The organism is Rhodococcus sp. Leaf278 (genome assembly GCF_001426085.1).
Taxonomy (GTDB): Bacteria; Actinomycetota; Actinomycetes; order Mycobacteriales; family Mycobacteriaceae; genus Rhodococcoides.
On record NZ_LMRR01000042.1, the window covers coordinates 61,587 to 80,425 of the forward strand.

Annotated in this window: 19 protein-coding genes; 10 read left to right on the forward strand and 9 right to left on the reverse strand. The window is 64.1% G+C overall.

The window, feature by feature from the left end:
• Positions 1–13 precede the first annotated feature (13 nt).
• The 3 genes from ASG84_RS22045 (at position 14) to ASG84_RS28385 (ending at position 3,204) form a co-directional block, all read left to right on the forward strand.
• Positions 14–769 carry an ABC transporter ATP-binding protein gene (locus ASG84_RS22045; protein WP_057479130.1) on the forward strand — a complete coding sequence of 252 codons (756 nt, stop codon included), beginning with the start codon at positions 14–16 and terminating at the stop codon, positions 767–769.
• The gene (locus ASG84_RS22050; RefSeq protein WP_057479131.1) at positions 766–2,151 is read left to right on the forward strand and encodes an ABC transporter permease; all 1,386 of its coding nucleotides are present in this window, start codon (positions 766–768) and stop codon (positions 2,149–2,151) included. Before ASG84_RS22045 ends, ASG84_RS22050 begins: the two co-directional genes overlap by 4 nt.
• Positions 2,152–2,682: 531 nt before the next feature.
• Positions 2,683–3,204 (forward strand): endonuclease domain-containing protein, encoded by a 522-nt coding sequence (locus tag ASG84_RS28385; RefSeq protein ID WP_235581787.1) that lies wholly within the window; start codon positions 2,683–2,685, stop codon positions 3,202–3,204.
• A gap of 102 nt (positions 3,205–3,306) precedes the next feature.
• On the opposite strand, the gene egtD is transcribed toward ASG84_RS28385, so the two are convergent.
• From egtD to egtA, 4 genes are read right to left on the reverse strand one after another with little or no spacing between them, the layout of a single operon-like run.
• Positions 3,307–4,275 (reverse strand): L-histidine N(alpha)-methyltransferase, encoded by a 969-nt coding sequence (egtD, locus tag ASG84_RS22060; RefSeq protein WP_057479132.1) that lies wholly within the window; start codon positions 4,273–4,275, stop codon positions 3,307–3,309.
• Positions 4,272–5,018 carry an ergothioneine biosynthesis protein EgtC gene (gene egtC / locus ASG84_RS22065; protein WP_057479133.1) on the reverse strand — a complete coding sequence of 249 codons (747 nt, stop codon included), beginning with the start codon at positions 5,016–5,018 and terminating at the stop codon, positions 4,272–4,274. The genes egtD and egtC overlap by 4 nt, the downstream gene beginning before the upstream one ends.
• Positions 5,019–6,323 (reverse strand): ergothioneine biosynthesis protein EgtB, encoded by a 1,305-nt coding sequence (egtB, locus tag ASG84_RS22070; RefSeq protein WP_200936653.1) that lies wholly within the window; start codon positions 6,321–6,323, stop codon positions 5,019–5,021.
• A complete protein-coding gene (gene egtA, locus ASG84_RS22075) occupies positions 6,320–7,576 on the reverse strand; it encodes an ergothioneine biosynthesis glutamate--cysteine ligase EgtA (RefSeq protein WP_057479135.1) in 1,257 nt (418 codons plus the stop codon). The genes egtB and egtA overlap by 4 nt, the downstream gene beginning before the upstream one ends.
• A 145-nt stretch (positions 7,577–7,721) precedes the next feature.
• Between egtA and ASG84_RS22080 the strand changes: the two genes are divergently transcribed.
• Positions 7,722–8,891 carry an aminotransferase class V-fold PLP-dependent enzyme gene (locus ASG84_RS22080; protein ID WP_057479136.1) on the forward strand — a complete coding sequence of 390 codons (1,170 nt, stop codon included), beginning with the start codon at positions 7,722–7,724 and terminating at the stop codon, positions 8,889–8,891.
• Here ASG84_RS22080 and ASG84_RS22085 read toward each other — a convergent pair.
• Complete coding sequence (locus tag ASG84_RS22085) at positions 8,834–9,784, reverse strand: DMT family transporter (protein ID WP_235581788.1); 951 nt, start codon at positions 9,782–9,784, stop codon at positions 8,834–8,836. The two genes, ASG84_RS22080 and ASG84_RS22085, sit on opposite strands and share 58 nt — an antisense overlap.
• Positions 9,785–9,857: 73 nt before the next feature.
• Here ASG84_RS22085 and ASG84_RS22090 point away from each other — a divergent pair, with 73 nt between their 5' ends.
• From ASG84_RS22090 to pth, 3 genes are all read left to right on the forward strand, one after another.
• Positions 9,858–10,433, forward strand: coding sequence for a TetR/AcrR family transcriptional regulator (locus ASG84_RS22090; RefSeq protein WP_057479137.1), 576 nt, complete (start codon positions 9,858–9,860; stop codon positions 10,431–10,433).
• A 211-nt stretch (positions 10,434–10,644) separates the two neighbouring features.
• Positions 10,645–11,319, forward strand: coding sequence for a 50S ribosomal protein L25/general stress protein Ctc (locus tag ASG84_RS22095; protein WP_057479138.1), 675 nt, complete (start codon positions 10,645–10,647; stop codon positions 11,317–11,319).
• 81 nt (positions 11,320–11,400) lie between these two features.
• Positions 11,401–11,997: an aminoacyl-tRNA hydrolase gene (gene pth / locus ASG84_RS22100; RefSeq protein ID WP_057479139.1), complete on the forward strand. Its 597-nt coding sequence runs from the start codon at positions 11,401–11,403 to the stop codon at positions 11,995–11,997.
• A gap of 86 nt (positions 11,998–12,083) precedes the next feature.
• On the opposite strand, the gene ASG84_RS22105 is transcribed toward pth, so the two are convergent.
• Positions 12,084–13,718, reverse strand: coding sequence for a fatty acyl-AMP ligase (locus ASG84_RS22105; protein ID WP_057479140.1), 1,635 nt, complete (start codon positions 13,716–13,718; stop codon positions 12,084–12,086).
• Positions 13,719–13,922: 204 nt separating this feature from the next.
• On the opposite strand from ASG84_RS22105, the gene ASG84_RS22110 reads away from it, so the two are divergent.
• On the forward strand, positions 13,923–15,557 hold the full coding sequence (locus ASG84_RS22110; protein WP_057479318.1) for a peptide chain release factor 3: 1,635 nt from the start codon (positions 13,923–13,925) through the stop codon (positions 15,555–15,557).
• A 5-nt stretch (positions 15,558–15,562) separates the two neighbouring features.
• Complete coding sequence (gene pnuC / locus ASG84_RS22115) at positions 15,563–16,216, forward strand: nicotinamide riboside transporter PnuC (RefSeq protein ID WP_057479141.1); 654 nt, start codon at positions 15,563–15,565, stop codon at positions 16,214–16,216.
• A 163-nt stretch (positions 16,217–16,379) separates the two neighbouring features.
• On the opposite strand, the gene ASG84_RS28390 is transcribed toward pnuC, so the two are convergent.
• Complete coding sequence (locus tag ASG84_RS28390; protein WP_235581790.1) at positions 16,380–16,604, reverse strand: hypothetical protein; 225 nt, start codon at positions 16,602–16,604, stop codon at positions 16,380–16,382.
• Positions 16,605–16,674: 70 nt separating this feature from the next.
• Between ASG84_RS28390 and ASG84_RS28395 the strand changes: the two genes are divergently transcribed.
• A complete protein-coding gene (locus tag ASG84_RS28395; protein ID WP_235581791.1) occupies positions 16,675–17,028 on the forward strand; it encodes a hypothetical protein in 354 nt (117 codons plus the stop codon).
• A 10-nt stretch (positions 17,029–17,038) separates the two neighbouring features.
• Here ASG84_RS28395 and ASG84_RS22125 read toward each other — a convergent pair whose 3' ends face one another.
• Entirely contained in the window at positions 17,039–18,037 is a 999-nt protein-coding gene (locus tag ASG84_RS22125) for an enoyl-CoA hydratase/isomerase family protein (protein ID WP_057479142.1), read from the reverse strand.
• A gap of 47 nt (positions 18,038–18,084) precedes the next feature.
• The gene (locus ASG84_RS22130; protein ID WP_057479143.1) at positions 18,085–18,768 is read right to left on the reverse strand and encodes a DUF4166 domain-containing protein; all 684 of its coding nucleotides are present in this window, start codon (positions 18,766–18,768) and stop codon (positions 18,085–18,087) included.
• Between the last annotated feature and the right edge of the window lie 71 nt (positions 18,769–18,839).

An 18,839-nucleotide genomic window follows, 5' to 3' on the forward strand; every position in this document is an offset into this window, starting at 1 on the left:
TAGCGTTGTGGGCATGACAAGCACAGCAGGCCCTGTTGCACGGGCATTCCAGGTCAGTAAGCATTTCGGCGACTCGTCCAATCCGGTGAGCGCGCTCGACAACGTGTCCCTCGACATTCACGGCGGCCAGTTCACCGCCATCATGGGGCCATCCGGTTCCGGTAAATCGACGCTCATGCACGTCATGGCTGGATTGGACAGCGCCAGCTCGGGCCATCTGATGCTGGCCGGTGCAGATATCACCTCGGCCGACGACGACGCTCTGACGACGTTGCGACGCAAGCAGGTCGGCTTCATCTTCCAGTCCTTCAATCTTGTTCCCACCCTGGATGTTCGGGGCAACATCCTGCTTCCCTTCGAGCTCGACGGCCGCGCGCCCAGTGCGCAGGAGTCGGCGTGGATCGATCAGCTGATCGACACCCTCGGACTGAGTGGCCGGGTGAATCACCGTCCACATCAGCTCTCGGGTGGGCAGCAGCAGCGCGTCGCCATCGCCCGCGCGTTGGGTACCCGGCCGCATCTCATCTTCGCCGACGAGCCCACCGGCAACCTCGATTCCCGCACCGGCCGTGAGGTTCTCGGCCTCCTGGCCGCAGCGGTGCGCGAGTACGGCCAGTCGATCGTCATGGTCACCCACGATCCCATCGCAGCCAGTTACGCCGATCGCATCGTCTTCCTCGCCGACGGCCGCATCGTGAACGAACTGGGACGTTCGAGCGCGGAGCAGATCTCGAGCTACATGCTGGGAATGGAAGGTGCAGTCCGATGAGTGCGTTGACTTCTGCACAGGCGTCGAAAGAGCACGGTGCCAGCATCATGGTGACGTCGCTCGCGTCGTTCTTCGGTGTCGTCTTGATTCAGGCGACGGCCTTTCTGGTCGACATATTCGGAGGTGGGGCCGGCGACAGTGCCGCAATCAACGCGCTCTACAGCGTGGCGTTGGTGTTCATCGGCGTTGCCCTGTACGTCGCGGCGGTGGTCACCTCGAACACATTCGCCACGATCGTCGCGGGGCGCACCCGCACCATTGCACTACTTCGCCTCCTGGGAGCGCGCTCTCGTGACCTGCGCCGATCGGTGGCACGCGAGGGTCTCGTCGTCGGATTGTTCGGTGGCGCAGTCGGTATGGTTCTCGGCGTCGGCGCCAGTCATCTGGCCCGGGCCATTGCGGTCTCGGCCGGCCAGCTGCCGGACGTGCAGTACACGACCGTTCAGCCACTGATAATTCTGCCGGTGGTCATCGTGGTGCTCACGACGACCGTCGCATCGTATGTGGGGTCTCGCAAGGTACTGGATGTCACGCCTGTCCAGGCAACGGGAGGTGCAGTCGACACGGGAGTGGAAGCTCCGCGGTCGCGTCGGATCAGAACAGTGCTCTCGATCGTGCTCATCGCCGGCGGGGTGATTCTGCTGGGTCTCGGGGTCCTGATCGGGATGGTCAACCCGGGCGGTGTGCTGGTGGCATTCTTCGGTGGTATCGCATCGTTCACCGGAATCATGGTTGGGGCGTATCGCATTCTGCCCGCCACCCTGAAGCTGGTGGGGCGACTGTCCGGCCGCGGCCCTGCTGCTCGATTGGCGTCCGCCAACGCACTTCGCTACCCGGATCGCAGTACTCGTACCGCGGTGGGCCTGCTGATCGGGGTGACGTTGGTGACGACGTTCGCGGTCGCCATGTACAGCTATCGGACGATGCTCGTCAACGAATACGACGAGGCCACCGTCGGGCAGGTGCTCACCGTGACAGTGGGAATCATGACCGGTCTCATCGGATTCTCGGCCGTCATCGCGGCCGTCGGAATGGTGAACAACCTGCTGCTGAGCATTCTGCAACGCACTCGTGAGATCGGCCTGCTGCGCGCACTCGGGTTCACCCGCAAGCAGATTCGAGCGATGATCGTATCGGAAAGTACTCAGATGGTGGTCGCATCGATGGGCTTCGGTCTGATCCTCGGCATCGTGTACGGCTGGGCCGCAGCACAATCGCTGCTGGGCTCACTGGATTCCCGAGGGCTCACCGCGCCCACCCTGCCATGGGCCGTCATCGCCGGAACGGTGTTGTGCGGTGGACTCCTCGCACTGGGGGCCTCGTTGACCCCGGCGCGGCGTGCCAATCAGATCTCGCCGGTACTCGCGTTGGCAGACGCCTGATCTCGAGGCCTCGGGCCGGCTGCGGTGGGCATGGTTGCGCACTACCGACGCCGATCGACGGGATTCCGTCGATCGGCGGTCGTCGTGTGCACTGGTGCCCGTCATGGTCGGCCGGCCTGTGGATAACGCATCGACTTATCCACAGTTACGGAATTGCCACTGTTGCGCAAGCTCCACAGCCGCAACGGTGTAGCAATGGGGGTTTACGCGGTGCAGCAACTGGTGGCGCAAGGGCTCAGTACGAGCGGCATTTCGAGGCGAGCTCGATCGGGAGAACTCGTACGCCTTCTGCCTAATGTCTAAGCGACGGAGAAACCCGACTACTTCGGCCTGTGCACTGCGGCGACTCTATGGAGACCGGATGCCGCACTGAGCCACGAAAGTGCGGCCTGGTTGTGGGGACTGATCGACTACGAACCGCGCCTGGTCTCTGTCACCGTTGCCCCGAACACCCAGTCGAGGTCGGTTCCCTGGGTTCGAATACATCGCCGACGCCTCGTCGACGTCCAGCTGCACCGAGGCCTGCGAGTCGTGTCACTGGAGCAAACTTTTGTCGATGTCGCGACGTGCTTGTCGACGCCTGACCTCGAGAAATTCTTCGACAACGCCATCGACCATCACCTGCCGTGGCGTCGAGTTGCCGAATTGTGTCACTCCGCAAAGGGGATGCACGGGATGGCCGCGGTTCGCAAGCAGCTTCGAACATGTTGCCCCAGCACCAGATCGGAGCCGGAACGCGTGGTGGCGCGGGCATTGGCAGCTCGCCACTTCACGATGGAGATCAATGCGCGCGTCGGAAAGTTCTACGGCGACCTGGTCGACTTTTCCGCACGAGTGATCGTCGAAATCGATGGCCGAGAGTTTCACACGGATCCCGCCACGTTCAACAACGATCGTCGACGGCAGAACGAGTTGGTGCTCGATGGATGGTTGGTGCTGCGCTACTCGGCGGCGACGGCACTTGCGGAGTTGGATCGCGTCGTGGACGAGATCATCACCGTGGTGCGCCGTCGACGGAAATCGATTGCGGCAAGCGATCGTCGACTGCCGTGATCATGCAGCTGCGGCGGGCCGGAGTGCGCACTACCGCCGCCGATCGACGGGATTGAAGTCGATCGGCGATCGTCGTGTGCACTGGTGCCCACTCGGTGCGAGCTACTCGACCTTGCGCGCGAGGATGAGCGCGAAGCGGGAGTCTGCATCGGTCCACAGATGGTCGACGTCGAATCCCGCTGCGGCGAGTTCTTCGGTGATGCCTTCCGGTCGAAACTTCGCCGAGATTTCGGTGCGCAGGTCCTCATCGGCGTCGAAGTGCACGTGCAGATCGAGATCGGCGAGATACACCTCCTGCGGTGACGTGGCCCGGAGCCGCATTTCGATCCACTCCTGCTCGGCATTCCAGAGCGCGACGTGCTCGAACGCATCGGTGTCGAAATTTCCGTCCAGGCGAGAGTTGATCACCGACAGCACGTTTCGATTGAATTGCGCCGTCACCCCGGCAGCATCGTCGTATGCCGGAACGAGAACCGCCGGGTCGATGACCAGCCCGACACCGAGTAGCAGGTATTCGCCGGCATCCAAGGCGTCGGCGATGGCCTTCAGAAATTCCTCGCGCTCCTCGGGGATGAGGTTGCCCAGGGTGCCGCCCAGGAACGCAATGGTGCGTGCGCGACCTGCGGGCAGATTGTGCAAGGTGTCGGTGAAATCGCTGACGATGCCGCGCACCTCGAGAGCGGGAAACTCCTGCCCGATCTGCTCGATGGCTCCCTCGAGCGCAGTGACCGATACATCCTGCGGCACATAGGTGTTCAACGAACCGTGCTTGACCCCTGCAGCAAGAAGAATCTTCGTCTTCTCCGACGACCCCGAGCCCAACTCGATCAACATCGTCGATTCGGTTGCCTCGGCGATGTCGAGTGCATGTTCTTCGAGGAGTGCCCGCTCGGTACGCGTCGGGTAGTACTCCGGCAACACGGTGATCTGCTCGAACAACTCACTGCCCAGTGCGTCGTAGAAGTACTTGGGCGACAGCCATTTCGGCGAGGACGTCAACCCGTCTCGCACATCCTTGCGCAATTCGTCCACCAGTGCGGTATCTGCCAGGTGTACCTCGACAGTGCTCATGTGTGCTCCTCTTCATCGAGACGGGAAACGGTGAACTCCGATGCTGTAGCGACGACAAGACTGCGGTCGTCTATGTGCGTCCAGTCGGAGTCGTCGGTGGGTTCGGACGCGATGGTGACGGCGTCATCGGAACGGCGGACGGACAGTGCGTGATGTATCGCGGTGGCGTACATGTTCTCCCCGTCGCCGAGGAGAAAGTTGAGCCTGGACCCCGGCGCGCGCTCTTCGATGCGCCGAACCAACGTAGCAAGGGCCGCCTGCGGTTCGAGGCGGGTGAGCAACTGACGCAATACGATCCACACCGCCGCTGCGTCGGTCGGAGCCGGCAACGTGAGTGCATCGACGGGTGGTACCTCGGACCACAGGTCGGTCAGCGAGTGTGGCCAGCCGCGGACCACACCGTTGTGACTGAATGCCCAGCGGCCGTCGGTGAACGGGGCGCAGGCCGATCGTTCCACCGGCATTCCCACCGTCGCCGATCGCACCGCGGCGATCACCGACGTCGACTCCAGCTGCGGCAGAACATCGTCGACGGCCGGATCGGTCCAGATGGGCATCGGATTGCGGTAGCTGCGCACCGAACCGTCCTGCCACCAGGCGACGCCGAACCCGTCGGCATTGATGGTGCCGCCGCCGCGCATGTCGTTGGGGGCATACGACTGCACGCGGAGACTGTGGTCACCGGCAGTGAGCACGCCCCCGACGGACGTGCGAGGGCCGAGATACCCGAGATGACGGCACATTCAGCTGGGCTCGACGTCGCGGGCCAACCGGAACCCGCTGAAGATCTGCCGCCGAATCGGGTGATCCCAGTTGCGGAACGTTCCTCGACAGGCCACTTCGTCGGTGCCGAACGAGCCGCCGCGCAACACCTTGTAATCGCCTCGCAAAAACACCTCGGAATATTCGGCGTAGGGGAACGCCTCGAATCCGGGGTACGCCTCGAATTCGGAGGACGTCCATTCCCACACGTCACCGATCAGTTGATGAACACCGGCGGCGGACGCACCGTCCGGGTATGCGCCCACGTCCGCCGGTTCGAGGTGTCGCTGATTCAGATTGGCATGCGCTGCAGTGGGTTCGGCGTCGCCCCACGGGTAGGCGTGGCTGCTACCGGTCCGGGCGTCGTGGCGCGCGGCCTTCTCCCACTCCGCCTCGGTCGGTAGTCGCTTACCTGCCCAGCGGGCATAGGCGTCGGCCTCGAACCAGCTCACGTGCACCACGGGCTGCTGCGGACGCACCGGCTTGCGAACCCCGAAGCTACGCCGCCACCACGTGCCGTCGGAATCACGCTCCCAGAATTGCGGGGCGGTGAGTTGCGCGTCGACGCGATGCGCCCAGCCCTTCTCGGTCCACAGTTCACGACGCTCGTAACCGCCGTCGTCGATGAACTCGATGTACTGCGCGTTGGTGATCGGAGCTCGGTCGATGGCGAACGTCGGCACGTGCACCAGGTGAGCGGGCCGCTCGTTGTCCAGTGCCCACGGATCGAGCGAGGTGCCCATCGAGAACGCTCCACCGGGAATGATCGCCTCACCCGACACCTGCGCCGCAGACGTCGGGGGCGCGGGGGCAGTGAGAACGGCGGGGCCGGAGCGTAACTGGTGGGTCGCCAGCATCGTCTCGTCGTGCTGCTGTTCGTGCTGCGCGATCATGCCGAATGCAAATCCGTGCTTCTCGACCGGCCTGCCCGCGAATGTACTGCGGTCCAGTACGTCCCAGGCCTTGTCGCGAACGGTCTGCACGTACACGCGCGCCTCGTCCGGAGTGAGCAACGGAAGCGAGGTTCGGGACGACCGTGAGTGCTTGAACGCGTCGTACAACTCGTCGATGTCGGGACGCACGGGATCACGACCACCGACGTCGCGGACCAGCCAGAGTTCTTCCTGACTTCCGATGTGCGCGAGATCCCACACCAGCGGACTCATCAACGGCGAATGCTGCGCCATCAGTTCGGCTTCGTCCACGCAGTCGGTGAGTGCTGCACTGCGGGCACGGCTGCGGGTGAGGACCGTTTCGATCCTGTTCCTGAGTTGTTCGGCGCTCACACCGATTCCTTTCGATTCCGAAAATCCGGTGATGCCGTGTCGAACTCGCTGGGAGGTTCGCCGGCTCGGCATCGGCGAGCAGCTGCCGACAGGTAGTCGGCGTACTCACCGCCACACTCTGCTGCGAGGTCGAGCAATTCGGTTGCGGCCGAACGGAGATCGCGGTCGCCGAGTCCGATACGAGCCGCGTCGAGCCAGCGTCCGGCCGTCCCGGCTCCGATCTCGGTGGCGCGAGCCACCAGCTCGGGCGTCGACAACAGCGCCTCGAACGCCGCCGCGGGAATGACCCACTGCCCGTCCGGTTGGGCGTCGAGATAACGGATCTCGAGATGACCGCACGCTCGAACCTGGGGAAACAGGGTGGTCAGGTGATAATCGAGGTCGCCGTACGTGGGCGCACGTCCGACGACATCCGGATCAGCCAGCCACTGTGCGAACGTCGTACCCGCAGGCGCTTCCCAGTTCTGGTCGACGCCCATTATGCACAGCAGCGGAACGTCGAGAGCCCACCGCGCGTAATCGGCAATCGGATCTCCGGTATTCGGAACCGCCGTTCTGCTGGAATCGGTTCTACTGGAATCGAGTTCGAGCCACGTGCGCATCCGCTGGGACGCCCACACTCCTTCGGGGGCTCCCTCGAGTTCCGGGGACCGAGCGAATGCCGCCACGAACGCCGGGCCGATCACGTGGAGCATTCGCCACCGCGCGGCAACCTCGCCGCGGTCGCGACCGGCGTCGACACTCACCTGCGCGGCAGCGGTGTTGCACATCATCAATTTGCCGAAGGGACCGATGGTGGTGAACCGGTTCTCCATCGCGCAGTATCTCGGCAGAACGAGAAGCCGTTCGGGAGCGCGTGTGGTATCTGCCGGAACGGCGAGGATGCGGATGCCGGAGCCCTCGAGCATGTCTCGCACCAAGCGCGCATCGGCGTCGAGCACGGATGCCAGGTCGGAAACGGATGTATAAGGCGAACTGGACAATTCGACTTGGCCGCCGGGTTCGACGGTGACCATACTTCCGCCCGGCAACGTCAGGGCGGGTGACTCGGGGGCGATACTGCGCGGGGAGTGATCACCGAGCGCAGTGGCAAGCGAGGAGAGGCTGGGACGCGTTCCGTCGTCGAGGGCAGTGAGCCACTCGAGTTCGGCACCGATCAACGTCGGTGGACCCAGCTTGAAACACACTTTCGACACGTATGCCTCGGCTGCTGGGCGTGTGCTCAGCTCGAGGGACTTCTCGTTGGACGACACTTTTTCCTTCTTTCCGCACTCACCACGTTCTTCGCTACTGAACGTACCCAGCTGCGGGGATCGAAAACGCCGTGATCCCGCGTCGTATCGAGGCTACCGATTGTGCAACCCTGATGCCGAGAGTTCGTGACAGGAAGGACGACCGATGCTCGATCAGGACCGCATCCGCCGCGATACCCCCGGTGCGTCGGGTCGGGTATTTCTCGACAGCGCCGGCTCCTCGTTGCCGCCCACCGTCGTCGTCGACACCGCCGTCGCGCACCTGCGCCGAGAAGCGGAAGTCGGTGGCTATCGGGCAGCAAACGAACGCTCGGACGATCTCGCGGCGGTGAAGACATCGATCGGAACGTTGATCGGGGCTTCGGCGTCGAGCATCGCCCTGAGCGATTCCGCGACACGTGCCTGGACCGACTTCTTCTACTCCGTGCCGCTCTCCCCCGGTGATCGAATCCTGCTGTGCGAGGCCGAGTACGCCAGCAACGCGATCTCCGCTCTGCACCGCGCCGAGGTCACCGGAGCGGTGGTCGAGGTGATTCCGAGCGACGTGTCGGGACGGATCGACGTCGACGCGCTGGCCACCATGCTCGACGATCGCGTGAAGCTGGTCTCGGTGGTGCACGCACCCACCAACGGCGGTCTGATCAACCCCGCCCGCGCTGTCGCAGATCTCGCCCACCGACACGGTGCCCTGGTACTGCTCGACGCCTGCCAGTCCATGGGACAGATGCGCATCGACGTCGACGAGCTCGATGTCGACGCGCTCTCTGCCACCGGACGCAAATGGCTCCGCGGCCCGCGCGGAACCGGATTTCTCTACCTGCGTCCAGGATTGGCGTCGACGCTGCATCCACCGGCCCTCGACTTGCACAGCGCCCAATGGGAAGACACCTCCACCTACCGAATGGCCGACGACGCCACACGATTCGAGTTCTGGGAATGCGACGTCGCGGCCAGGCTCGCACTCGGTGCCGCCGTCGACTATCTACTCGAGCTCGGTATCGACCACGTCGAAGAGGCAGTCGGCGAACGTGCCGAATATCTGCGCGCGGGGCTCCTGAAGGTCCCCGGCGTGACAGTGCAGGATCTGGGCGAACGCAAGAGTGGGATCGTCTCCTTCACCGTCGACGGTGAAGATCCCCTTGCTGTCCGCGATCGACTCGCCGCCCAGAACGTGACGGTGACCGTCAGCCACCGTGGCTCGACGCGCCTGGACATGACGGGCCGCGGACTCGACGCCGTGGTGCGTGCGTCTCCGCACTATTTCGTCACCTTCGCCGAGTTGGACGCGATGCTCGCTGCGCTCGCAGGTGCATGACAATTCGTAGCGGGGGTCGAATTTTCGCTCACATGGGTCTTGCGGAGGTATAGAGCCACACCGATTCCCGAGACCACCAGTCCACCCACTCCAACCCAGGTAATCGCATCGCCGAACATGAGCCAAGCCCACACCATGGTCGTCGGCGGAGTCAGGTACAGCAGCACGCTGGCGCGAGTGGGTCCGTTACGACGCACCACGAACAGGTACGCGCCGTATGCGCCGAACGTCGACAGCACCACGGTCCAGGCGACGGCCGCTCCGAAAGCCACCGTCATCGGCGGTGCGAGATCTCCCGCCAGAGCGCTCCAGGTCATGAAACCGGCTGCGCTGAAGGAACATTGAACAGCCATCGACAGCGCGATCGGCTCCTTCGGTGCCAGGATTCGCTGACCGACGGTCCCGATCGACAACGCCAACATCCCGGCGGCCGGTAGTAAGTAGACGGGCCAGGAGAGGTCGGCACCGGACATGTCCCCCACCACGACCAGCGATACCCCGACGATGCCGACGACGAGTCCCAGACTCTGCCTCGGCCCGACGCGTTCGCCGAAGATCCTGCTCGACGCCATGGCGACCAACAGCGGCTGCAGGGCGGCGATCAGCGCGGCGACACCTGGCGGCACGCCCATCCCGATGCCGGTGATGGTGGCCCCGAGGTAGAGGAACTGACAAAACAGGCCCAGCACGGCGTGAATTCGGATGGCGTGCCAGGTCGGTGTCAGCCTCCGATATCGGCACCAGGCGATCAGGAGCACCGCAGCCGCGACGTAGCGCCAGGCCAGCAGCGTGTGCGCGGGGGCTTCGGCTGTGCCGAGTTCGGCTCCGATGAAGCCCGAACTCCACAGCACCACCAGGGCCGTACCTGCGACCGTATCGATATTTGCTCTCATTCAGCGATGTAAACATACAGGTCTGTATACTCGCAGTGCACCTGCTTCTCACCAGCGCTTTCGGAAGGTATCCATGCTCGACAAGCCGCTCACCCCCGCCGGAGAACGCATTCTCAGCGTCGCCAGCGAGCTGTTCTACGCCCGCGGGATCCGCGCCGTCGGCGTCGACCTCATCGCCGAGGAGGCCGGTACCACCAAGAAGACCCTCTACGACCGCTTCGGCTCCAAGGACGGCCTGGTGCAGCGATACCTCACCCGCCGATACGGCCTGTGGTGCGAGCATGTGAGCAGGTACGTCGAATCCCTCGAACCCGGCGACGCGCGAATCCTCGGGGTGTACGACGCCCTCGATCTGTGGATGCGCGACAACCATCGCGGCTGCGGATTCGTCAACGCGTTCGCCGAGTTCGGCGGCACCGACAGCCCGGTACTCGAGATCATCAAGTCCGAGAAGGAATGGACCAGATCACTGTTCGCGCAACTGGCCGCCGACGCCGGGTACTCCGACGCCGAACAACTGGGCTCACGACTGTCGGTACTGCACGAGGGCGCGGTGGTGATGGGAACTGCAGGCGGCCGTGATGATGCGATATCCGTCGCGCGTGGTGTTGCCGCAGAGTTGCTCGCTGCGCTCGCACGTGCACGGTAGTTCGTAGCAGGGGTCGAACTTACGCGCACATGACGTGGTCGTGTATTGTCTTCCAGGTTGTCTCGGCGAGGGTAGATCCACGATTTCAGGATCCACCGTTATCGACGCGGCTCGGCCCCGTTGGCCGCGCTCGTTCGTGTCCGCCCCGACGAGCTTGACCGCCCGACGAAGTACGCCGCACGAACCACAGTTATCAGGAGCATGTAGCACCATGGCATCGAAGGTAAACAATCTCACCGCGCAGGTCCGCACCGAATTCGGCAAGGGCGCAGCTCGCCGCGCACGTCGCGACGGCCTCGTTCCCGCCGTTCTCTACGGACACGCCACCGATCCCCAGCACCTCGCACTGGACGCTCGCGCGTTCGCCGCTGTGCTGCGTAACGACGGCACCAACGCTGTGCTCACCCTCGACATCGCCGGCAAGTCGCAGCTGGCCCTCACCAAGTCGATCGTCGTGCACCCGATCCGTCGCAGCATCGAGCACGCCGACCTCCTCGTCCTGAAGAAGGGCGAGCGCGTCACCGTCGAGGTCAACGTCATCGTCGAAGGCGATGCCGCACCGGGCACCCTGGTCGTCACCGACTCCACGTACATCGAGATCGAGGCCGACGCGCTCGAGATCCCGGAGAACTTCGTCATCTCCGTCGAGGACAACCAGATCGACACCCAGTACTACGCAAAGGACGTCGAGCTTCCTGACGGCGTCACCCTGATCTCCGATCCCGAGCAGCTGCTCGTCAACGTCACCGAGGCACCGTCCGAGGAAGAGCTCGAGGCCGACGGCGAAGGCACCGAGCCGATCTCCGAGGAGGGCGAGGCCGAAACTCAGGAAGAGGCCGAGAGCCACGAGGATTCGGACGAGGACAGCAAGGATAGCGACAGCTGATCTCGCTCCATCGACCGCGTACGACGCGCTGTTCCCACGCCGGGAGCAGCGCGTCGTTCGTTTCGAAGGCGTGATGAGACAATGACGACCGTGAGTGTCGAACCCGAAGAGCCGGCCTTGATCGTCGGGCTCGGTAATCCTGGCCCGCAGTACGAAAAGACCCGCCACAACGTCGGTTTCATGGTCGCCGACGCCTTGGCCGGACGCATCGGCGGAGCGTTCTCCTCGCACAAGAAGTCCAATTCCGACATCGTGCAGGCTCGTCTGGGTCGACGCTCGGTGGTCATCGCCAAGCCGCGCACGTTCATGAATGTCTCGGGCCAGCCGGTGGCGGCATTGGCTCGGTTCTTCTCCATCGACGCGGCGAACATCGTGGTGGTGCACGACGAATTGGATATCGACTTCGGGGCTCTGCGACTCAAACTCGGCGGCGGCGAAGGCGGCCACAACGGGCTGCGCTCGATATCGCAGCATCTGAGCACCAAAGACTATCTGCGGGTTCGCGTCGGCGTCGGACGCCCGCCCGGACGAATGGATCCGGCGTCGTTCGTGCTCAAGCCGTTCTCGGCCGCCGAACGCAAGGATCTCGGCGTCGTCGTCGAAGAAGCAGCAGACGCCGCGGAGCTCCTACTCTCGGCCGGACTGGAAGCAGCGCAGAACCGAGTGCACCCACGCTGAAGCCCACACCCTTTTTACGAGGTGCGCGCCTGTTCTCGCCTCCGAGCGCACGCGCGCACCCCGCAAAAAGGGTGTGAAGTCCCAGCTCAGCTGAGTAACGACGCCGAATTCGCCCGTCGCAGCTTGCCGCTCGATGTCTTGGGAATGCTGCCCGGTCCGAGTACCGCGACGGTGCGCGGCCGCACCCCCACCTCCGAGTGCACCGCATGGATCACCTCACGTTCGATGCGTTTGACCTCGTCCGGCTTGTCGATGTCGTTGGTTTCGACCGCTACAGCGAAACTTTCACGCTTGTCCCCTGCATCGAGTCGGATGGCCACGGCATTGCCCGGTCGCACACCAGCGACGGTTTGTGCAGCCCGTTCGATATCGGTGGGATAGATATTGCGACCGCCCATGATGATGACGTCCTTGATGCGTCCGCAGACGACCACCAGTTCGTCCTCGGTGATGTAGCCGACGTCGCCCGTGTCGAGCCAGCCGTCGGCGTCGAGCGTCGAGACCGGCCCGTCGACGGTGATGTATCCGGGGGTGACGGCCTTGCCCCGCACTTCGATGATGCCGACACCGCGCGCGGTCAGCACCTGCCCCTCCTTGTCTACGACCCGACCCTCGAGGCCCGGCACGAATTTGCCTAGAGTGGCGAGAGAGCGGGTGTTTCCACGGGTGGACGGAACGGCGCGACCCAGCGTCTCGAGCAGGTCCGCGTCGACCACGTCGATCACCTGACCGCGATCGGGGTCCGGAATCGACACTGCCAGAGTTGTTTCGGCCATTCCGTACACCGGAGCGAGCGCCGACGGGTTGAGCTTGTACCGCGCACCGGCCTCGGCCAAGGCGATCATCGTGTCCGGATCGACAGGCTCGGCCCCGTTCCAGGCGTAGCGCAGAGTGGAGAGGTCGAGGTCCAGATCGTCCTCGGCCTGGCGCAACCGGCGCGCAAGCAGTGAATACGCGAAATTCGGTGCTGCCGTGACGGTTCCGCGGTACTTGTGAATGAGCTTGGCCCACAGCAGCGGTGAACGAAGGAAGTCCAGCGGAGTGATGCTGACGACCTCGGCACCGACCTGCATGGGCACCGAAAGAAAGCCCACCATCCCCATGTCGTGGAACAGCGGCAACCAACTGACCATCACGTCGGACTCGACGTCGAACTCGATGCGGTCGATCATCGCGTACGCATTGACGTAGAAGTTCTCGTGCGTGATCCGCACGGCTTTGGGTGAACCGGTCGAACCGGAGGTGAGCTGTTGCAGCGCGATGTCGGACTCCGCCGTCGGCACCGGGTCGATATCGCGACCGGTCTTCATGTCCTCGATCTTCAACACGGTGATGCCGCGCTCCTCGAGCACCGGGGCGGCGATGTCGAACGGCGCGCCGAGAACGACGGCCTTGGCCTCGATCATCCGCACGACGGTTTCGGTGTCCTCGCCCCACACAGCGAGGTCGGTTCGGGGAGTCGGCTGATGCAGCATCGTCACCGAGGCCCCGCGCATCCATGTCGCCTGGCACGCTGGTGCGATATCCACCGGCTGACCGGCCAGAATGCCGATCGCGTCACCGTGTACTACGCCCGCGTCGGCCAACGCGCCTGCCATCCGACGCGCCTGCTCGTGGATGTCGCCCCAGGACTGTCGGAGCGCCTCGTCGGGCTCGCCGGTGACCAGACCTCGCTTGCTGGTGCTCGCGGTCTCGAACATTTCCTCGGTGAACTTGCTCAACGCGCGTCTCCTCGTGACGTGAACCCCGCCCCACCGAACACAGTAGGCAGTCCCGCCGCGCCCGCGCTGGACAATAGGCCGCGTATCCTTGATGTCTGCCCGGTCACCGCATCGGTCCTGCCTGTCTACGAGAATGAGGTTTTCGTGAGTACCCCGTCCAGTACCCCCGACGTCGACGCAACGCTCGAAGGGTCCGGACCGGCAGTGCTGGAAGAATCCGGACCCTCCCGAAGCCCTGCCAAGGAACTCGAGACCGAGGTCGCGAGGCGTCGAACATTCGCGGTGATCTCACACCCCGACGCCGGTAAGTCGACTCTCACCGAAGCACTCGCATTGCACGCCCGCGTCATCTCCGAGGCCGGAGCCATCCACGGCAAAGCCGGCCGCCGGTCCACCGTCTCGGACTGGATGGAGATGGAGAAGGCACGCGGTATCTCGGTCAGTTCGACTGCGCTGCAGTTCAATTACCACACCTCACCCGATGCCGAGATCACCAACGTCATCAACCTCGTCGACACTCCGGGCCACGCCGACTTCTCCGAGGACACCTACCGGGTCCTGACCGCCGTCGACGCAGCCGTGATGCTCATCGACGCCGCGAAGGGCCTCGAACCCCAGACCCTCAAGCTGTTCCAGGTGTGCCGCCAGTTCGGCATCCCGGTCATCACCGTCATCAACAAGTGGGACCGTCCGGGCCAGTCACCGCTGGAGCTCTTGGACGAGATCGAGTCGCGGATCGGACTGACCCCGACGCCGCTGTACTGGCCCGTCGGCATTGCCGGCGATTTCCGCGGGCTGCTCGACGTGCAGGACGGCAGCTACATTCGCTTCACCCGCACCGCGGGTGGTGCGACCATCGCGCCGGAGGAATTCATGTCGGCCGAGGCGGCCGCCGCACGCGAGGGCGTCGATTGGGACACCGCGGTCGAGGAGAGCGATCTGCTGATCTCGAGCGGTCAGCAGCACGACCAGGAAATGTTCCTGGCCGGCCAGACGTCGCCGGTGATCTTCGGCTCGGCCATGCTCAACTTCGGCGTCCGGCAAATCCTCGACACCCTGGTGGCCCTGGCCCCCGCGCCGGGATCGCGTGACGATGCTTCCGGCGGCGTGCGCGAGGTGACCGATCCGTTCAGCGCCGTGGTGTTCAAGGTGCAGGCCGGCATGGACACCGCCCATCGGGATCGACTTGCCTTCATGCGCGTGGTGTCGGGCGTCTTCGAGCGCGGAATGGTCGTCACGCACGCCCAGACCAAGAAGCCGTTCACCACCAAATACGCCCTGACGGTGTTCGGTCGCGATCGCACGACGGTCGAGAACGCATACCCCGGCGACATCGTCGGCCTCGTCAACGCGACCGCGCTGGCTCCGGGCCACACCCTCTATTCGGACAAGAAGGTCGAGTTTCCGCCGATCCCGTCGTTCGCGCCCGAGCACTTCTCGGCACTGCGCGTCGACAGTGCGGACAAGTACAAGAAGTTCCGCCGTGCCGTCGAGCAGCTCGACTCCGAAGGCGTGGTTCAGGTGCTACGCAACGACATTCGCGGTGACGCGTCGCCGGTACTCGCCGCTGTCGGACCCATGCAGTTCGAGGTGGTCACCGCACGAATGAAGACGGAGTTCGGCGTCGACGCCCGAATGGAACCCCTCGGTTACTCCTTGGCCCGGCGGACCGACGCGGCATCGGCCGTCGAGTTGGGTCGCCAGCGCGGAGTCGAGATCTTCACCCGCACCGACGGAGCCCTGCTGGCGTTGGTCAGCGACAAATGGCGCCTGCAATACATCCAGAAGGAAATGCCCGAGCTGACCCTCGAGCCGCTCGTCGCCGCGGGCGATCAGTAGCCCCTGTGCTGATCGAGCTGCTCGACGCCGAATTCAGCGTGTTCGGCCACCCCGTGCTGTGGCGCGAGGTGGTCGGCAACGGCTTCGGGTTGCTCTCGGCAATCGGTGGGATGCGACGCGTCGTATGGGCGTGGCCGGTGGGCATCATCGGAAATGCATTGCTGTTCACCGTCTTTCTGGGCGGGGTGTTCCACACACCGCAGGCCCTCGATCTCTACGGCCAGGCCGGACGCCAGCTGATGTTCATCGCCGTGAGCGTCTACGGGCTGGTGCGCTGGATGCGCGATTCCCAGCGCACGGGGGCCGCCGTCCTCCCGCGGTGGGGTACTACGCGTGAACGGACGGCGATGCTCGTTGTCGCGGTCGTCGGAACGGTCGTGTTCGCGCAGCTGTTCGGCTATCTCGGCTCGTTCGGCAAATGGGCCGATGCGTGGATCTTCACCGGATCGATGCTGGCCACGTTCGGAATGGCGCGCGGCCTCACCGAGTTCTGGCTGATCTGGATCGCGGTCGACGTGGTGGGTATTCCCCTACTCGTCGTCGCCGGGTTCTATCCGTCAGCGGCGCTCTACCTGGTGTACGCCGGGTTCGTTGCCTGGGGATTTGCCGTCTGGTTGAGGATCCAGAACAAATACGCCGGTCAAAAAATGGCGTCTTAAACAATCGTGATGCTACTCTCACAGGGTCCGAACAAACTTAGAGTACGTTTTAGCGTGCTCGGCCCCGAGTAGCACGTCCTGATCGATATCCGATCGTGACATCTCGGCACCGAGCCAGCTGGGAACACGATGAAGTGGAAGACGACATGACACAGGGATCGAATTACCCATTGGCCGGGATCAAGGTCGGTGGCGCTCCTGCGCATCGTTTGGCGACGCCGCCGAAGTCGGACTCCACTTCGCCAAAAAGTGCCCGCACCGATTCTTCGGCGGCAGCGCCCGCCGAGAAGGCGGTCGAGGCCGCAACCACCGAGAAATCGGCCGTAGCGACCACGCCCGCCGAGAAGGCGTCTGCAACAACGCCTGCACCAGCAACGTCGTCCGTCACGGATTCAGCGACTCCCCGCGCGGATCGACGTCGTCCAGAGAAGCCCGCCACGGAATCGAACGAGGTTGAAGTGACTACAAGCGATCAGATCTCAGAACACGGCCTGCCCACCAACGGCCGCTCCACGTCTCACGGATCGACCGCCGGCTCCACGCCGACGCTCGGACGCGGCCAGGCACCCGATCGTCGTACTGCCATGGGCGTCGCCTCGGTACGCATCGCAGGCCGGCTGACCCAGAACGAGCTCGGCAGCCGTACCGGTGACATCCGCACCCCCGACACCTCCGTCGGCCCCGACGAGCTGCTGCAGCTGCTCGGCGAATACCTCGTCTCGGGTGGCCTGCAGAACCCCGAGATCCATGTGCGTTCCAACGGCCAGACCATCGTGTTGGACCTGCAGAACCCTGCCAAGGGTTACCGCTGACCCCAGACGGTCACAACAGCTGTTGGAAAGCCTCTGGTCGCACCATTTCGAGTACCAGAGGCTTCCACTGCGGTGCGCGGTCCTTGTCGACCAGCACCGCGCGTACACCTTCGGCGAAGTCCGGTTCGGTGATGATCCAGGTCGCCATTCGCAACTCGCGGTCCAGACATTCCCGCAACGTGCTGTCTGCTCCGCGCGCAATCAGCGCGTCGGTGGCCATCAGTGACGTCGGAGACAGCGTCGCCAGCTGAGTCTTCGTGGTACGTGACCACGGGGTGTCGCACTCGAGCGCGTCGATGATGTCGACGAGAGACTCCTTCTCGAACACCGCTGCCACCGCCTCGGCGTCGAACGAGAGCTCTGTCGTCGACGGCACCGTTGTGTGGCGATCCAGCGCCTCGTGAATATCGGTGCCGGCGAGGATGTCGGCCTTCAATTCGTCCACGACCTCGCTCGGGCAGAAGTGCGTGGCCAGACCCAATGCGAGTGCGTCCGGTCCGGTGATGCGCGTACCCGTCAGAGCCAGGTACCGCCCCACACGACCGGGCAGTCGTGACAGGAAGTAGCTCGACCCCACATCCGGCACGAAGCCGATCGCCGTCTCCGGCATGGCCAACACCGCGTTCTCGGTGACGACGCGGATGCTGCCGTGAATCGAGATACCGAGACCTCCACCGAAGGCCGCTGCCTTGATGATCGCGATGTAGGGCTTGGGGTAGTTCGCGATCAGTTCGTCGAGATCGTATTCCGCGGCGAAGTACTGCGGCCCGGCGTCGCGATCGCCGTCGACGACGGCCTGCCGAATCGCCTTGATATCTCCGCCCGCACAGAACGCCCGCGGTGAACCACTCGTCACCAATACCGACGCGACCGCATCGTCGTCTCGCCACGCATCGAGAGCGTCGCGGATGCCGTCGATCATGGCACCGTTCAACGAATTCAGAGCCTCCGGCCGATTCAGGACGATATGTCCGACCCCGCTGGACACCTCGGCTTCGACAACAGCCATTGTTGACTCCTTCACCCGCACATCGTTCGACGCGTAACAGTAGCGCGCTACTCGCGTGACTCCACCGATCGAGGACGCGCGTCACCGGGGATGTCGGCTGTTCGACACGGCCTCTCCTCCGCGGTGAACCATCCGCGATACAGAAAGAGCTGGCCGAGGACCGGACTCTGAACCTTGATCTCGATGCGATGCCGCTCCTCGGCCGAGTCCCACCACTCCCGACCGATCGTCAGCGCCGACGCCACCTTCGGCAATTTCGGTGCCACCGGGCCGAGCAGGAATCGGGGCACTTCGCTCTCGAGTATCAGACCGCCTTCGTCGTCGACCTCACACCTGGTGTGCACCACCATGTCCGAGGAGAATCCCAGATAGTCCAGGGCGTACTCGTCGGACTCGGCAGAGGACACCATCACGGAGTTCATCCCCTGCGGACGGCCGGCAAAGGCGAAACGGCGCACGAAAGACATTGTCTCGCGGCCCAACTCGTCGACATACGCGTAGTTGGCGATGGTGAACGGCACGTCCGTGCCCACGCCCGCAGGAAAGAGTCCGCGCTTGCGGCCGGCCCACAGCAACGGCGGCGGTACCAAACGAGAGTGCGTCATCTCCTCCATCACGCCCACCCCGAACTGGGCGAGCTGATCCGAGGACTGCAACCCGAAGCGCCACTGAACCTTGGGATGCAGACGTGAGAAATCCGAACCGAGTACTTCCGCGACCACCGATGCCATGTGTCCAGTATGCGCACCTCGCACGTGCACGAAACTTCGTAGCGGGTTACGAATTACCGATCACCTGGGTC

Excerpts from the sequence above, each read along its gene's own strand:
- ASG84_RS22045 (WP_057479130.1), top strand. The coding sequence starts at position 14 with ATGACAAGCACAGCAGGCCCTGTTGCACGGGCATTCCAGGTCAGTAAG.
- ASG84_RS22050 (WP_057479131.1), top strand. The coding sequence starts at position 766 with ATGAGTGCGTTGACTTCTGCACAGGCGTCGAAAGAGCACGGTGCCAGC.
- egtD (WP_057479132.1), bottom strand. The coding sequence starts at position 4,275 with ATGAGCACTGTCGAGGTACACCTGGCAGATACCGCACTGGTGGACGAA.
- egtC (WP_057479133.1), bottom strand. The coding sequence starts at position 5,018 with ATGTGCCGTCATCTCGGGTATCTCGGCCCTCGCACGTCCGTCGGGGGC.
- ASG84_RS22080 (WP_057479136.1), top strand. The coding sequence starts at position 7,722 with ATGCTCGATCAGGACCGCATCCGCCGCGATACCCCCGGTGCGTCGGGT.
- ASG84_RS22085 (WP_235581788.1), bottom strand. The coding sequence starts at position 9,784 with ATGAGAGCAAATATCGATACGGTCGCAGGTACGGCCCTGGTGGTGCTG.
- ASG84_RS22090 (WP_057479137.1), top strand. The coding sequence starts at position 9,858 with ATGCTCGACAAGCCGCTCACCCCCGCCGGAGAACGCATTCTCAGCGTC.
- ASG84_RS22095 (WP_057479138.1), top strand. The coding sequence starts at position 10,645 with ATGGCATCGAAGGTAAACAATCTCACCGCGCAGGTCCGCACCGAATTC.
- pth (WP_057479139.1), top strand. The coding sequence starts at position 11,401 with ATGACGACCGTGAGTGTCGAACCCGAAGAGCCGGCCTTGATCGTCGGG.
- ASG84_RS22125 (WP_057479142.1), bottom strand. The coding sequence starts at position 18,037 with ATGGCTGTTGTCGAAGCCGAGGTGTCCAGCGGGGTCGGACATATCGTC.
- ASG84_RS22130 (WP_057479143.1), bottom strand. The coding sequence starts at position 18,768 with ATGGCATCGGTGGTCGCGGAAGTACTCGGTTCGGATTTCTCACGTCTG.